At 57.3% G+C, this 16,667-nt stretch carries 4 protein-coding genes and 6 rRNA genes; all 10 read right to left on the bottom strand.

All coding sequences use genetic code 11. The features are described 5' to 3' along the window. Nucleotides 1-114: 114 nt before the first annotated feature. The 10 genes from OZX71_RS00500 to OZX71_RS00455 all read right to left on the bottom strand — a co-directional run bounded on the left by OZX71_RS00500 (nucleotide 115) and on the right by OZX71_RS00455 (nucleotide 16,192). Nucleotides 115-1,857: an FTR1 family protein gene (locus OZX71_RS00500; protein ID WP_277160104.1), complete on the bottom strand. Its 1,743-nt coding sequence runs from the start codon at nucleotides 1,855-1,857 to the stop codon at nucleotides 115-117. 960 nt (nucleotides 1,858-2,817) lie between these two features. Next, nucleotides 2,818-2,934, bottom strand: a 5S ribosomal RNA gene (gene rrf / locus OZX71_RS00495). A 161-nt stretch (nucleotides 2,935-3,095) separates the two neighbouring features. Further along, nucleotides 3,096-6,163, bottom strand: a 23S ribosomal RNA gene (locus OZX71_RS00490). 428 nt (nucleotides 6,164-6,591) lie between these two features. Continuing rightward, a 16S ribosomal RNA gene (locus OZX71_RS00485) occupies nucleotides 6,592-8,114 on the bottom strand. Together the 16S, 23S and 5S rRNA genes form the textbook arrangement of a ribosomal RNA operon. 454 nt (nucleotides 8,115-8,568) lie before the next feature. Next, entirely contained in the window at nucleotides 8,569-8,865 is a 297-nt protein-coding gene (locus tag OZX71_RS00480) for a type II toxin-antitoxin system YafQ family toxin (protein ID WP_277160103.1), read from the bottom strand. Nucleotides 8,866-8,876: 11 nt separating this feature from the next. Further along, nucleotides 8,877-9,149, bottom strand: coding sequence for a type II toxin-antitoxin system RelB/DinJ family antitoxin (locus OZX71_RS00475; RefSeq protein ID WP_277160607.1), 273 nt, complete (start codon nucleotides 9,147-9,149; stop codon nucleotides 8,877-8,879). 567 nt (nucleotides 9,150-9,716) lie between these two features. Beyond that, the gene (locus OZX71_RS00470) at nucleotides 9,717-10,250 is read right to left on the bottom strand and encodes a GNAT family N-acetyltransferase (RefSeq protein ID WP_277160102.1); all 534 of its coding nucleotides are present in this window, start codon (nucleotides 10,248-10,250) and stop codon (nucleotides 9,717-9,719) included. Nucleotides 10,251-10,895: 645 nt separating this feature from the next. Then, nucleotides 10,896-11,012: ribosomal RNA gene (gene rrf / locus OZX71_RS00465) — 5S ribosomal RNA — on the bottom strand. Nucleotides 11,013-11,173: 161 nt separating this feature from the next. Then, a 23S ribosomal RNA gene (locus OZX71_RS00460) occupies nucleotides 11,174-14,240 on the bottom strand. Nucleotides 14,241-14,668: 428 nt separating this feature from the next. After that, nucleotides 14,669-16,192 (bottom strand): 16S ribosomal RNA (locus OZX71_RS00455). Between the last annotated feature and the right edge of the window lie 475 nt (nucleotides 16,193-16,667).

Below are 16,667 nucleotides of genomic sequence, written 5' to 3'. Positions count from 1 at the left end.
TGATCAAGCCACTAACCGCTGTCATTGTGATCGCCTGACCGCAATAGTGCCGAATATCCGCAATCGCAGACCACACGATACAGGCCGCACCTGCAGCGAATCCCGTTTTCTCATCTATGCCAACGCCTCCTTGCAATCAGAAGATCCGGCACTTTTCGCCACCTTTTCGCGGTGCTTGCGAATACCGAAAACGACGAACAACCCGATAATCACCACGGCGGCAATAATCTGCGCGACGATGGTTTCGGTATACGGATAGAACCCGAGCCATTCATTGGTCGGCATACTTGCCAGATACGTTCCGTTGACGGCGTCTCCTTCGATAAGCGAATGCACACCGCCACCTGCGAACGTAACGGCCAATACGGCCAGCAACGCCGACGTGACCAAGAAGAACGGATGCAGAGGGATATGTACGGAAGTGAAACGAATCAGCACAAAGACGATAATCAGCACGACCGCAGCAGCCAAGCCGCCGATCCACATGCCGCGTGAATCCTTCGTCATCGAATAGACGCTCTGATAGAACATCACCGTCTCGGCGCCCTCGCGGAAGACCGCCAGGAAGCTCAACATGGCCAGTGATACCACCCCGGCGAACGTCAGTGAATCAGCCGCCGCGACATTCGAAATCGCCTTCTTCGTTTTGCTGCCGATATAAGACTTCCACGCCTCGGTATCGGACTTCGAAAGCATCCAGTTGCTGGTGTAGATAAGCATGAGCATCGCGATCAGCGCGACCACACCCTCCATGATCTCCTGCTGCGGCCCGTTGCCGTTGAAGAACACCGCGAAGAGCACCGCCATCAGCCCCGAACCGATGAGCCCGACAACGACGCCGAGATAGATCCAACGCACCAGTTTCTTGTTGCCGCTTTTAAGCATGTAGGCGATAATGGCCGCGACCACGAGCAGCGCTTCAAGCCCTTCGCGTACCAGAATCAGGAACGACTGGCCGATGGAGCTGGTGGCGAATTTCGTGGCGCCGTTTACCTGATCCCCGGCCCCGCCGTCGAGTTTTTTCGCATCGACGTTGAGATTGGCCTTGAGTTCGTCAGCCTGCTTCTTGATACCTGCGGGCGCGTCCCCTCGTATCATGGCCTTACGCAGTTCCTTGAAACAGCTTTCCATGTAGGAGACGCGCGAGCCAGAAATCGCGTTCATCACGTTCTTCTCGAACCCGAGCTTTTCGTAATACTGGTAGTAGGCGACGTTCACCTTGTCGGAACCTTTTTCGCCGTCGCCGGCTTTGGCTGCGGCAACGCCCTGATCGATGACCTTGCCCATCTGCCCGGCCACCTGGAGCCAGGTGCGGTTCCCCTTACCGTAGAACTTGGTCTTCTTGTTCTTCTGCAGCACTTTGCGCTGCGCCTTGACCGTCTGCTCAATCCGAGCCGCATACGCCTTGGGCTTGGCCAGATTAGGACTGGCGTCGAGTTGCGCTGCAGCCGTTTCCAGTTCGTTGGAAAGCGCGGCAATCTGCGAGCCGAGATCGGCTCCATGTCCGTCGCCATACGTCAGTTGCTGTACGGACTGGAACTGGCTCATCTCGCCTTGCTGACGATCGGCACCAAGCGTTTCCTGCACAGCCCTGCCGAAATTGGATGCCGTGTATCGTGTCGCAACCGCGCTCATCTGTGAGGCGGCCGTGGTCCTGTCTCCGGAAGCATACGTGCCATTGACCTGTTCAAGCCCTTTATTAAGCTCTTTGGCCACCCCGCCCCAAGTGTCATCTTCTGCTGTAACCGTATCTGCCGCCGGCCGTACCGAATGGCCCTGATTCTCAAGGCTTGCATGCGATAGGAAAACACCGTTTACTAACGCTGAACCGCTAGACTGCGCCTGTTCCTTAGCCATCGCTGTTTCATCGGAGTACGGGTATTCTGAAGCTGTTTGATTACTTTGTACCAGTTGATCTGCTTCAGCTTGACGATTTGAATGTTGCGAAGCATTCGAGCTTATCGAACTTGCAGATCCACCGTCTGCTGCGATTGCAGGACTCTGCGCTACCAACAGCGACGCGAGCATCGCCATTACCGCCAGCAATGGCATCAGCACCACAACCTTGGCCAGTCCTGTCCTCACACGCATTGCCGCTCCGCTTCACTCTGTTCCGCGACAGTGTTGTGCCGCAGTGTCTACAGAGTAAAGGAAAAACCGACAGAAAAAAAGACTTGTTTTTTAAATTTTTTTATGGTACAAACGTCGTTATTTCAACCTTTTCTGACATTCTATCTAATTGACGCATGGTGACCTGCATATTTGCATGGATTAAAACCAAAAAGAAAGATATGTTATCCGCCCACTTGGCAGCCATCAATTGACAGACGTACCGCCCGCCAGATATGGGGTTTCCAGATGAGCAAGCCTGGAAACACGACAAAAATACAGATTGGTACAATTCAACCGAGTCGCCGAGTGGCACGACTATGCGCGTCGAATTTCCAACGGTAATATGCCTTCGCACCGTATCGGACCGTGCCGGCATAACCGTTTCCGGATGCGTGCGGATGTCGGACTCCGCTCTATAACCGGCGTCCCCATACGCCTTGGCTGCGGCCTCGTTCCTGCCGATCCTGTCAGGGTCGTGGCCGAAAGCCGGCGATGGCCCGGACCCTTCCGAACGGTTCGAAGTGTTTCCTGCGCGACGCCGACCAATCGCCCCTCGCGTGTCCGGTTGTGCCGGTGGTGCGTGTTTCCTGTTACGTGTGCGGCGCGGGTGTGTGGGGGGTATGCGGAAGGCCCCGCGGGGGGCCGTGCGGGTGTGCGCGGGCATGAAAAAAGGGAGGCCCTACAGGGCCTCCCTTGTGAAGTGTGGTGCGGCGGCGGGCTACTCTCCCACACCCTGTCGGGTGCAGTACCATCGCCGTGCCAGGCCTTAGCTTCCGGGTTCGGAATGGGACCGGGCGTCTCCCCTGGGCTATGGCCGCCGCAAATCTTTAATTGTACGCAACCCTCGGGCTGCGGGGATGTGGCGGCTCGGGAACCGGAAAGCGGACGCGATGTCGGATGCATATCGAGTTGTGCCATTCCAGCGCTAGTGTCGCCCGAATGTCATTCGCAGAGGAATCCTCACGCCCAACCGCGATGGTCGGGGTGTGATTGCCTTTCGGCCGTTAGTACCGGTCGGCTCCACCCCTCGCGGGGCTTCCACGTCCGGCCTATCAACCAGGTGTTCTCGCCTGGGGCCTACAAGGACTCGAAGGTCCTAAGGAATACTGATCTCGGAGCAGGCTTCCCGCTTAGATGCTTTCAGCGGTTATCCCTTCCGAACGTAGCCAACCGGCCGTGCCGCTGGCGCGACAACCGGCATACCAGAGGTTCGTCCACCCAGGTCCTCTCGTACTATGGGCAGGTCTCCTCAATATTCCAACGAGCGCAGAGGATAGAGACCAAACTGTCTCACGACGTTCTGAACCCAGCTCGCGTGCCGCTTTAATCGGCGAACGGCCGAACCCTTGGGACCTGCTACAGCCCCAGGATGCGACGAGCCGACATCGAGGTGCCAAACCATCCCGTCGATATGGACTCTTGGGAATGATCAGCCTGTTATCCCCGGGGTACCTTTTATCCGTTGAGCGATGCCGCGCCCGTGCGCCGGCACCGGATCACTATCTCCGACTTTCGTCCCTGCTCGACCCGTCAGTCTCACAGTCAAGCCCGCTTGTGCGATTGCACTCGACACCCGATTGCCAACCGGGCTGAGCGGACCTTTGAGCGCCTCCGTTATCCTTTGGGAGGCAACCGCCCCAGTTAAACTACCCGCCAGGCACTGTCCCTGACACGGATGACGTGTCGAGGTTAGACATCAAATGGAGACAGAGCGGTATTTCACCTTGCGGCTCCACGATGGCTGGCGCCACCGCTTCGAAGCCTCCCGCCTATGCTACACAGTTTCCACCTAATGACAATACCAAGGTATAGTAAAGGTCCCGGGGTCTTTTCGTCCTTCTGCGCTTAACGAGCATCTTTACTCGTACTGCAATTTCGCCGAGCTCCTGGTCGAGACAGTGGGGAAGTCGTTACGCCATTCGTGCAGGTCGGAACTTACCCGACAAGGAATTTCGCTACCTTAGGATGGTTATAGTTACCACCGCCGTTTACCGGGGCTTGAATTCACCGCTGCCCCCGAACGAGTCGGGATGACGGATCCTCTTAACCTTCCGGCACCGGGCAGGCGTCAGTGCATATACAGCGGCTTGCGCCTTCGCATGCACCTGTGTTTTTGGTAAACAGTCGCTACCCCCTGGTCTGTGCCACCCCCCCGAGGCTCCCCGCGCAAGGCGGTTCACCCCAAGGGGTCTCCCTTATACCGAAGGCACGGGAGTGATTTGCCGAGTTCCTTGACCAGGATTCGCTCGATCGCTTTGGTATTCTCTACCTGACCACCTGTGTCGGTTTGCGGTACGGGCGCCGCAGCACCTCGCGCCGAAGCTTTTCTCGGCAACGGAAACCACCGGATTCGGCCCCAACGGGCCCCACCATCGCGCCTCGCCCTGTCGCACCGCGGATTTGCCTACGGTACGGGCTGCACGCTTGGCCACGGACTACCACCGCCGCGGCCGGCTCTTCCATTGCGTCACTCCTGCGCTGGCCTACCGGAAGGTCTGTCCCAACCACACCGCCTCAGCCACCCCGAAGGGAGGCATCCGCGATGCGGGAGGTTAGTACCCGACTTTCGGTCTTGACGGTCCTGCGCCGGTACGGGAATATCGACCCGTTCGTCCATTCGACTACGCCTGTCGGCCTCGCCTTAGGACCCGACTCACCCGGGGACGATGAACGTGGCCCCGGAACCCTTGGTCATCCAGCGGACGGGATCCTCACCCGTCTCTCGCTACTCATGTCTGCATTCTCGCTCCCGCACGGTCCACGGCGAGCTTACGCTGCCGCTTCACCCCGTACGGGACGCTCTCCTACCCAGTATCAAAGATACTGCCGCGTCTTCGGTGGCGTGCTTGAGCCCCGCTACATTGTCGGCGCGGAACCACTAGACCAGTGAGCTGTTACGCACTCTTTCAAGGATGGCTGCTTCTGAGCCAACCTCCTGGCTGTCTATGCGACTCCACATCCTTTCCCACTTAGCACGCGCTTCGGGACCTTAGACGACGATCTGGGCTGTTTCCCTTTCGACGACGGAGCTTATCCCCCGCCGACTCACTGCCGCGCTCTACCACACGGGTATTCGGAGTTTGGTTGCCGTCGGTACGCGATACGCGCCCTCAGGCATCCAGTAGCTCTACCCCCCGGTGGAACCACGCGACGCTGCACCTAAATGCATTTCGGAGAGAACCAGCTATCACGGAATTTGATTGGCCTTTCACCCCTAGCCCCAAGTCATCCCCCCAGTTTTCAACCTAGGTGGGTCCGGTCCTCCACGCGGTCTTACCCGCGCTTCAACCTGCTCAGGGCTAGATCATCCCGCTTCGGGTCCAGGACAAGCGACTCAAACGCCTTTTGAGACTCGCCTTCGCTACGGCTCCCCCACGACGGGTTAGCCTCGCCACCTGCCACTGACTCGCAGACTCATTTTTCGATAGGCACGCCGTCACCCCGCAAGGAGGCTCCGACGGTTCGTAGGCGCACGGTTTCAGAAACTATTTCATTCCCCTCCCGGGGTGCTTTTCACCTTTCCCTCACGGTACTCGTTCGCTATCGGTCAGACAGTCATATCTAGGCTTACCCCACGGTCGGGGCGGATTCACACGGGATTCCACGAGTCCCGTGCTACTTGGGAACCTGGATCGGAAGGCAGCGCGCGACCGGCTACGGGGCCATCACCCTCTACGGCCGGGAATTCAATCCCGTTCGCCTAGCACGCCGCTTTATGACTTCCGCCGGACGCTCCAGCATCCGGGCACCAGGCCCCACAACACCCGCCGCGCAACGCCTGGAGGCTATCACACGCGGCCGGTTTGGCCTGATCCGCTTTCGCTCGCCACTACTCACGGAATATCCTTTCCTGCAGGTACTGAGATGTTTCACTTCCCTGCGTACCCCCGCACGAATGCGGTGCCGGCCCATACGGCCGGCGGGTCCCCCCATTCGGAAATCCTCGGATCAAAGCCCTGTCGGCGGCTCCCCGAGGCCTATCGCGGCCCCACACGTCCTTCATCGGTACTGTCTGCCAAGGCATCCACCATACGCCCTTACCAGCAACACACACCCACACAAGGAATGCATGCCGCAAGGACCACTGCGAAAAACTCTGGACAACACATCATCACACTAAAATGATCACAAAACGATCGACCAAATCCCCAATCCTTAACGGAATCGGAGACCGGTCTTAAAAATTGCATCTAACAAAACAAGAGTAAAAACTCTTGCTCGCGTCCACTATCCAGTTCTCAAGCCACCACGCACCGACGCGTCCGGAATCCCCGTCCGGGAAGACCGTCAGCGAAGGGCATCGAATCGCACCGTCCCAAAGGACGGGGTGGCGATCCGGGAGCCCAAAAGCATGCCCGCACCACTCTATAAGAGCAAAACTGTCATCCTTGATCTTTTCCACACCAGCAGGACACGGACGGGGAACATCCCCGGCGCGTCCGACACCGGCCACCAGACAGTGGCCTGAATTCTCCGTAGAAAGGAGGTGATCCAGCCGCACCTTCCGGTACGGCTACCTTGTTACGACTTAGTCCCAATCACGAGCCTCACCTTAGACGGCTCCGCCCACAAGGGTTCGGACACCGGCTTCGGGTGCTGCCCACTTTCATGACTTGACGGGCGGTGTGTACAAGGCCCGGGAACGCATTCACCGCGGCGTTGCTGATCCGCGATTACTAGCGACTCCGCCTTCATGGAGTCGGGTTGCAGACTCCAATCCGAACTGAGACCGGTTTTGAGGGATCCGCTCCATGTCGCCATGTCGCATCCCGTTGTACCGGCCATTGTAGCATGCGTGAAGCCCTGGACGTAAGGGGCATGATGATCTGACGTCATCCCCACCTTCCTCCGAGTTGACCCCGGCGGTCCCTTGTGAGTTCCCGGCATAACCCGCTGGCAACACAAGGCGAGGGTTGCGCTCGTTGCGGGACTTAACCCAACATCTCACGACACGAGCTGACGACGACCATGCACCACCTGTGAACCGGCCCCGAAGGGAAACCCCATCTCTGAGGCGATCCGGAACATGTCAAGCCCAGGTAAGGTTCTTCGCGTTGCATCGAATTAATCCGCATGCTCCGCCGCTTGTGCGGGCCCCCGTCAATTTCTTTGAGTTTTAGCCTTGCGGCCGTACTCCCCAGGCGGGATGCTTAACGCGTTAGCTCCGACGCGGAACCCGTGGAATGGGCCCCACATCCAGCATCCACCGTTTACGGCGTGGACTACCAGGGTATCTAATCCTGTTCGCTCCCCACGCTTTCGCTCCTCAGCGTCAGTAACAGCCCAGAGACCTGCCTTCGCCATTGGTGTTCTTCCCGATATCTACACATTCCACCGTTACACCGGGAATTCCAGTCTCCCCTACTGCACTCAAGCCCGCCCGTATCCGGCGCAGACCCATCGTTAAGCGATGGGCTTTCACACCAGACGCGACGAACCGCCTACGAGCTCTTTACGCCCAATAAATCCGGATAACGCTTGCGCCCTACGTATTACCGCGGCTGCTGGCACGTAGTTAGCCGGCGCTTATTCGAAGGGTACACTCACTCTCGCTTGCTCCCCAACAAAAGCGGTTTACAACCCGAAGGCCTTCATCCCGCACGCGGCGTCGCTGCATCAGGGTTCCCCCCATTGTGCAATATTCCCCACTGCTGCCTCCCGTAGGAGTCTGGGCCGTATCTCAGTCCCAATGAGGCCGGTCGCCCTCTCAGGCCGGCTACCCGTCAAAGCCTTGGTGGGCCGTTGCCCCGCCAACAAGCTGATAGGACGCGACCCCATCCCATGTCGGTAACCCTTTCCCGCGATCACATGCGATCACGCGGAACACCCGGCATTACCACCCGTTTCCAGGAGCTATTCCGGAACATGGGGCAGGTTGGTCACGCATTACTCTCCCGTTCGCCACTCTCACCCAAGTGCAAGCACCTGGGATCCCGTTCGACTTGCATGTGTTAAGCACGCCGCCAGCGTTCATCCTGAGCCAGAATCGAACCCTCCACAAAAAATGCGAAGAGAACCAAACAAATGACTCTCATAAAATAATCGACGGAACCATTCCATAAGGGGGAATGGTCCACACTAAAAACCTCGGCAATCTTTAAGGCCCCTCGGCCACCCCGCGAAACACGAGGCGATCACCAAACTGGCAATCAAAAAAAGCTTTACAATAAAAGTAGTACAGACACACTCTTGAGTTCTCAAACCACCACCACACCAACAACTTCAATCAATCTCGAAGATTTGTTGTCGCCGTCAGGCAGCAAGTAGATAACTTACACGAGGTTGCCCCCATGCGCAAGTCCTATTCGAACAAAAGGTCAATTTTCGGTGAAATTTCAACGTTTCATCGGCGTGTCGAAATCTTGCTCGCTATACGAAAATAAGGCAGATACCCAGACATCCAGACCTCAAAATTTTTTTAGATTCCCGTTTCTCTGCGTGTCGCGACTCGACGAATCAACTAAACAGCTCATCATGACTGCCTACACGCACGAAGATCGCCGAACCGTCTTCCGTTTGCCATATCAATAGACGATCACCGCTGTTGCCGATATGGCATTCAAGCACTCCCGACCACTGACCGGTCAAGCGATGAGCCCGGTGGCGTCTGCGCAATTCCGCTTTTGCTTCAGCGGTATCAGCCAGGACCAGACGAACCACAGTCTTCAAATCTTCGATATGCTTATCCTCATGCTTGCGCTTCATCTTCTTGACATCACGCGAGAAGGCCGAGGTGTAATAGGCATTCAGCATCGTAACTACCCTCAGATGCCGAGTGAGCTGAACATCTCGTCGGCGCTGGAGAATCCAGGATCCTGCGACTTATGTATCTGCGAGGCCTCACGCAACGCCGCCTTCGTCGCTTCGTTCGGGACAGCGGTATGCGTCAGGTTCAGCGGAATGGACTGCTCACGAATCATCTGCTTATAGAAAGCCCTGGTGACGCTCGAAAGATCGAAACCGAACTCCTCGGCAAGCGCCGACGCCATCTTCTTGGTCTGTTCATCGACCCGTACCGTTACCGTCGCCATCCTGATCTCCTCGTTGTGCTGCTTTTTATCAACTTGCACGACAATCATATCATTATGTACAGCATTGTTCATACATTGTTGATTATCCGCTTGAAGCCAAAGCAAAACTTAATCCGTTAAAGCCGATAATGGACATTATGTTCGCTTGATTTGTAGATATATGCTTTTTATGACTTTAAACGCTCAATGCTGATTATTGTGCCTCAAACGATTCATTCTTCGTACTGGGCCAAGGTAACGAACAACGGAATAAGAAAATCTAAACTTGGACAGAAACTACAACACAAGCGTGAACAAATCACTGCACAACTGCTTATTGTTCGTTAGGGCTCCAGACAGGATAGATAGTTACATTTGAGTATCGGCATCGATATCGTAAGCCACGCGATACAGGCTGTTCAGCCGCGGGAATGCAATCTTTTACTCGCCTACTGAAGCCTTTGAAAAAGATCGGAACGGCCGGTACGATTGTAATTCCGAATCTGTAACAATTTGCATGAATGATTGCTGGAATTGTGGGCGCTTAAAGTTTTGAAATTTCTCTGTGACAAGTTTTCGGTAATAACGTATTCGTCACAGTGTATCCCAGTCGATATCATCGATATCCGTCGTACCACTCTCGTCGCCAAGCCGCTTTTCAATCTGTGCAAAAGTATCTGGATTCTCGACTAGAGATCGTTCCAAGACGATCTCTCCATCGTCGATTTCATCGGTCGCAACGAAACCGGCCTTGGCATATACGTGTTCGGCCATGGCATTGCCAGGCACGTAGCTTAAACGCAAGCGAACCATACCGGCAGCTTTCGCTTTTTGAGCCAAAAGTTCCAGCGTATGTGAACCATACCCATGGTTCGCATATTCTTCGGGTATCAGTATTCGCCAGATATCGCAAATTCTGTGATCCCAATCGTCATGAGTCATGGCAAACCCAACCAAGACGTCATCATCGTAGATTGCAAAAGGATGGACAGTGTGCTCATCCCTATAGAGCCACGCCTCGGCGAGCGAGACACTGTTGGGAGCCACATAGTCCTCGCCTTGAGGACGACGCAGCTCGAGGACCTGGTAGAAATTCGATTTGTCGATCTTTCGCAGCAACACTGTCATAGTGCCATATTAGCTTCAGCGGGTTCCAGAAGGCATCCATGAGCAGTAATAATCACTAATAATCACCCAATGGTGTTGGTGTGCTTGGGCGGTGTAGGACCGGGAAGTTCTTGCGAACACGGCTTGGCCGGGCGAGAGCCTCCCGGGATCCCGGGAAGGGACTCCGGACCGTGGTTGATGCCGAAGACCGCGGGTCGGGGGGTACCGGGGGCCATCCGGCGCGTTCCGCCGTATCCCGCTCCCGCTCCAGCCCGTCGGGCGGAACCGGGTGACGCGCCTGCCGGATGGTGCCGACCGCACAGACTTGCATGATGGACAGCGGCGTCTCCGCGGACCGGACGGCGCCGATCCCCGTATCCGTGTCCGCCGGCCGGAAACAGGGAGCGCGGGCAAAACAGCCGATCCTGTCAGGGTCGTGGCCGAAAGCCGGCGATGGCCCGGACCCTTCCGAACGGTTCGAAGTGTTTCCTGCGCGACGCCGACCAATCGCCCCTCGCGTGTCCGGTTGTGCCGGTGGTGCGTGTTTCCTGTTACGTGTGCGGCGCGGGTGTGTGGGGGGTATGCGGAAGGCCCCGCGGGGGGCCGTGCGGGTGTGCGCGGGCATGAAAAAAGGGAGGCCCTACAGGGCCTCCCTTGTGAAGTGTGGTGCGGCGGCGGGCTACTCTCCCACACCCTGTCGGGTGCAGTACCATCGCCGTGCCAGGCCTTAGCTTCCGGGTTCGGAATGGGACCGGGCGTCTCCCCTGGGCTATGGCCGCCGCAAATCTTTAATTGTACGCAACCCTCGGGCTGCGGGGATGTGGCGGCTCGGGAACCGGAAAGCGGACGCGATGTCGGATGCATATCGAGTTGTGCCATTCCAGCGCTAGTGTCGCCCGAATGTCATTCGCAGAGGAATCCTCACGCCCAACCGCGATGGTCGGGGTGTGATTGCCTTTCGGCCGTTAGTACCGGTCGGCTCCACCCCTCGCGGGGCTTCCACGTCCGGCCTATCAACCAGGTGTTCTCGCCTGGGGCCTACAAGGACTCGAAGGTCCTAAGGAATACTGATCTCGGAGCAGGCTTCCCGCTTAGATGCTTTCAGCGGTTATCCCTTCCGAACGTAGCCAACCGGCCGTGCCGCTGGCGCGACAACCGGCATACCAGAGGTTCGTCCACCCAGGTCCTCTCGTACTATGGGCAGGTCTCCTCAATATTCCAACGAGCGCAGAGGATAGAGACCAAACTGTCTCACGACGTTCTGAACCCAGCTCGCGTGCCGCTTTAATCGGCGAACGGCCGAACCCTTGGGACCTGCTACAGCCCCAGGATGCGACGAGCCGACATCGAGGTGCCAAACCATCCCGTCGATATGGACTCTTGGGAATGATCAGCCTGTTATCCCCGGGGTACCTTTTATCCGTTGAGCGATGCCGCGCCCGTGCGCCGGCACCGGATCACTATCTCCGACTTTCGTCCCTGCTCGACCCGTCAGTCTCACAGTCAAGCCCGCTTGTGCGATTGCACTCGACACCCGATTGCCAACCGGGCTGAGCGGACCTTTGAGCGCCTCCGTTATCCTTTGGGAGGCAACCGCCCCAGTTAAACTACCCGCCAGGCACTGTCCCTGACACGGATGACGTGTCGAGGTTAGACATCAAATGGAGACAGAGCGGTATTTCACCTTGCGGCTCCACGATGGCTGGCGCCACCGCTTCGAAGCCTCCCGCCTATGCTACACAGTTTCCACCTAATGACAATACCAAGGTATAGTAAAGGTCCCGGGGTCTTTTCGTCCTTCTGCGCTTAACGAGCATCTTTACTCGTACTGCAATTTCGCCGAGCTCCTGGTCGAGACAGTGGGGAAGTCGTTACGCCATTCGTGCAGGTCGGAACTTACCCGACAAGGAATTTCGCTACCTTAGGATGGTTATAGTTACCACCGCCGTTTACCGGGGCTTGAATTCACCGCTGCCCCCGAACGAGTCGGGATGACGGATCCTCTTAACCTTCCGGCACCGGGCAGGCGTCAGTGCATATACAGCGGCTTGCGCCTTCGCATGCACCTGTGTTTTTGGTAAACAGTCGCTACCCCCTGGTCTGTGCCACCCCCCGAGGCTCCCCGCGCAAGGCGGTTCACCCCAAGGGGTCTCCCTTATACCGAAGGCACGGGAGTGATTTGCCGAGTTCCTTGACCAGGATTCGCTCGATCGCTTTGGTATTCTCTACCTGACCACCTGTGTCGGTTTGCGGTACGGGCGCCGCAGCACCTCGCGCCGAAGCTTTTCTCGGCAACGGAAACCACCGGATTCGGCCCCAACGGGCCCCACCATCGCGCCTCGCCCTGTCGCACCGCGGATTTGCCTACGGTACGGGCTGCACGCTTGGCCACGGACTACCACCGCCGCGGCCGGCTCTTCCATTGCGTCACTCCTGCGCTGGCCTACCGGAAGGTCTGTCCCAACCACACCGCCTCAGCCACCCCGAAGGGAGGCATCCGCGATGCGGGAGGTTAGTACCCGACTTTCGGTCTTGACGGTCCTGCGCCGGTACGGGAATATCGACCCGTTCGTCCATTCGACTACGCCTGTCGGCCTCGCCTTAGGACCCGACTCACCCGGGGACGATGAACGTGGCCCCGGAACCCTTGGTCATCCAGCGGACGGGATCCTCACCCGTCTCTCGCTACTCATGTCTGCATTCTCGCTCCCGCACGGTCCACGGCGAGCTTACGCTGCCGCTTCACCCCGTACGGGACGCTCTCCTACCCAGTATCAAAGATACTGCCGCGTCTTCGGTGGCGTGCTTGAGCCCCGCTACATTGTCGGCGCGGAACCACTAGACCAGTGAGCTGTTACGCACTCTTTCAAGGATGGCTGCTTCTGAGCCAACCTCCTGGCTGTCTATGCGACTCCACATCCTTTCCCACTTAGCACGCGCTTCGGGACCTTAGACGACGATCTGGGCTGTTTCCCTTTCGACGACGGAGCTTATCCCCCGCCGACTCACTGCCGCGCTCTACCACACGGGTATTCGGAGTTTGGTTGCCGTCGGTACGCGATACGCGCCCTCAGGCATCCAGTAGCTCTACCCCCGGTGGAACCACGCGACGCTGCACCTAAATGCATTTCGGAGAGAACCAGCTATCACGGAATTTGATTGGCCTTTCACCCCTAGCCCCAAGTCATCCCCCCAGTTTTCAACCTAGGTGGGTCCGGTCCTCCACGCGGTCTTACCCGCGCTTCAACCTGCTCAGGGCTAGATCATCCCGCTTCGGGTCCAGGACAAGCGACTCAAACGCCTTTTGAGACTCGCCTTCGCTACGGCTCCCCCACGACGGGTTAGCCTCGCCACCTGCCACTGACTCGCAGACTCATTTTTCGATAGGCACGCCGTCACCCCGCAAGGAGGCTCCGACGGTTCGTAGGCGCACGGTTTCAGAAACTATTTCATTCCCCTCCCGGGGTGCTTTTCACCTTTCCCTCACGGTACTCGTTCGCTATCGGTCAGACAGTCATATCTAGGCTTACCCCACGGTCGGGGCGGATTCACACGGGATTCCACGAGTCCCGTGCTACTTGGGAACCTGGATCGGAAGGCAGCGCGCGACCGGCTACGGGGCCATCACCCTCTACGGCCGGGAATTCAATCCCGTTCGCCTAGCACGCCGCTTTATGACTTCCGCCGGACGCTCCAGCATCCGGGCACCAGGCCCCACAACACCCGCCGCGCAACGCCTGGAGGCTATCACACGCGGCCGGTTTGGCCTGATCCGCTTTCGCTCGCCACTACTCACGGAATATCCTTTCCTGCAGGTACTGAGATGTTTCACTTCCCTGCGTACCCCCCGCACGAATGCGGTGCCGGCCCATACGGCCGGCGGGTCCCCCCATTCGGAAATCCTCGGATCAAAGCCCTGTCGGCGGCTCCCCGAGGCCTATCGCGGCCCCACACGTCCTTCATCGGTACTGTCTGCCAAGGCATCCACCATACGCCCTTACCAGCAACACACACCCACACAAGGAATGCATGCCGCAAGGACCACTGCGAAAAACTCTGGACAACACATCATCACACTAAAATGATCACAAAACGATCGACCAAATCCCCAATCCTTAACGGAATCGGAGACCGGTCTTAAAAATTGCATCTAACAAAACAAGAGTAAAAACTCTTGCTCGCGTCCACTATCCAGTTCTCAAGCCACCACGCACCGACGCGTCCGGAATCCCCGTCCGGGAAGACCGTCAGCGAAGGGCATCGAATCGCACCGTCCCAAAGGACGGGGTGGCGATCCGGGAGCCCAAAAGCATGCCCGCACCACTCTATAAGAGCAAAACTGTCATCCTTGATCTTTTCCACACCAGCAGGACACGGACGGGGAACATCCCCGGCGCGTCCGACACCGGCCACCAGACAGTGGCCTGAATTCTCCGTAGAAAGGAGGTGATCCAGCCGCACCTTCCGGTACGGCTACCTTGTTACGACTTAGTCCCAATCACGAGCCTCACCTTAGACGGCTCCGCCCACAAGGGTTCGGACACCGGCTTCGGGTGCTGCCCACTTTCATGACTTGACGGGCGGTGTGTACAAGGCCCGGGAACGCATTCACCGCGGCGTTGCTGATCCGCGATTACTAGCGACTCCGCCTTCATGGAGTCGGGTTGCAGACTCCAATCCGAACTGAGACCGGTTTTGAGGGATCCGCTCCATGTCGCCATGTCGCATCCCGTTGTACCGGCCATTGTAGCATGCGTGAAGCCCTGGACGTAAGGGGCATGATGATCTGACGTCATCCCCACCTTCCTCCGAGTTGACCCCGGCGGTCCCTTGTGAGTTCCCGGCATAACCCGCTGGCAACACAAGGCGAGGGTTGCGCTCGTTGCGGGACTTAACCCAACATCTCACGACACGAGCTGACGACGACCATGCACCACCTGTGAACCGGCCCCGAAGGGAAACCCCATCTCTGAGGCGATCCGGAACATGTCAAGCCCAGGTAAGGTTCTTCGCGTTGCATCGAATTAATCCGCATGCTCCGCCGCTTGTGCGGGCCCCCGTCAATTTCTTTGAGTTTTAGCCTTGCGGCCGTACTCCCCAGGCGGGATGCTAACGCGTTAAGCTCCGACGCGGAACCCGTGGAATGGGCCCCACATCCAGCATCCACCGTTTACGGCGTGGACTACCAGGGTATCTAATCCTGTTCGCTCCCCACGCTTTCGCTCCTCAGCGTCAGTAACAGCCCAGAGACCTGCCTTCGCCATTGGTGTTCTTCCCGATATCTACACATTCCACCGTTACACCGGGAATTCCAGTCTCCCCTACTGCACTCAAGCCCGCCCGTATCCGGCGCAGACCCATCGTTAAGCGATGGGCTTTCACACCAGACGCGACGAACCGCCTACGAGCTCTTTACGCCCAATAAATCCGGATAACGCTTGCGCCCTACGTATTACCGCGGCTGCTGGCACGTAGTTAGCCGGCGCTTATTCGAAGGGTACACTCACTCTCGCTTGCTCCCCAACAAAAGCGGTTTACAACCCGAAGGCCTTCATCCCGCACGCGGCGTCGCTGCATCAGGGTTCCCCCCCATTGTGCAATATTCCCCACTGCTGCCTCCCGTAGGAGTCTGGGCCGTATCTCAGTCCCAATGAGGCCGGTCGCCCTCTCAGGCCGGCTACCCGTCAAAGCCTTGGTGGGCCGTTGCCCCGCCAACAAGCTGATAGGACGCGACCCCATCCCATGTCGGTAACCCTTTCCCGCGATCACATGCGATCACGCGGAACACCCGGCATTACCACCCGTTTCCAGGAGCTATTCCGGAACATGGGGCAGGTTGGTCACGCATTACTCTCCCGTTCGCCACTCTCACCCAAGTGCAAGCACCTGGGATCCCGTTCGACTTGCATGTGTTAAGCACGCCGCCAGCGTTCATCCTGAGCCAGAATCGAACCCTCCACAAAAAATGCGAAGAGAACCAAACAAATGACTCTCATAAAATAATCGACGGAACCATTCCATAAGGGGGAATGGTCCACACTAAAAACCTCGGCAATCTTTAAGGCCCCTCGGCCACCCCGCGAAACACGAGGCGATCACCAAACTGGCAATCAAAAAAAGCTTTACAATAAAAGTAGTACAGACACACTCTTGAGTTCTCAAACCACCACCACACCAACAAACAATCTCAACTCTTGGAGGAGAAGTTGCCGTGTTGAGCAGCAAGAAATAAATATACGCGGTAAATCGATATCGCGCAAGTGCAGGGACGCAAAAACCTTAAGAACCGTTGCAATGATGCGGTTCTTCCGGCGTGTCATCAAAGGCGTTACTGCACCTTTACGCGTTATTTTAGCCCGTAAATATCAAGAATCAAATCGATGTAATTCTTTATTTACGGCGTGTCAGCGTCCTTATGCCAAAAAATGCGTCGCCACA

It is taken from the genome of Bifidobacterium sp. ESL0764 (genome assembly GCF_029395515.1).
Taxonomy (GTDB): domain Bacteria; phylum Actinomycetota; class Actinomycetes; order Actinomycetales; family Bifidobacteriaceae; genus Bifidobacterium.
Note: the sequence above shows the minus strand (reverse complement) of the source record. Positions and strands in the feature narration are given on the sequence as shown.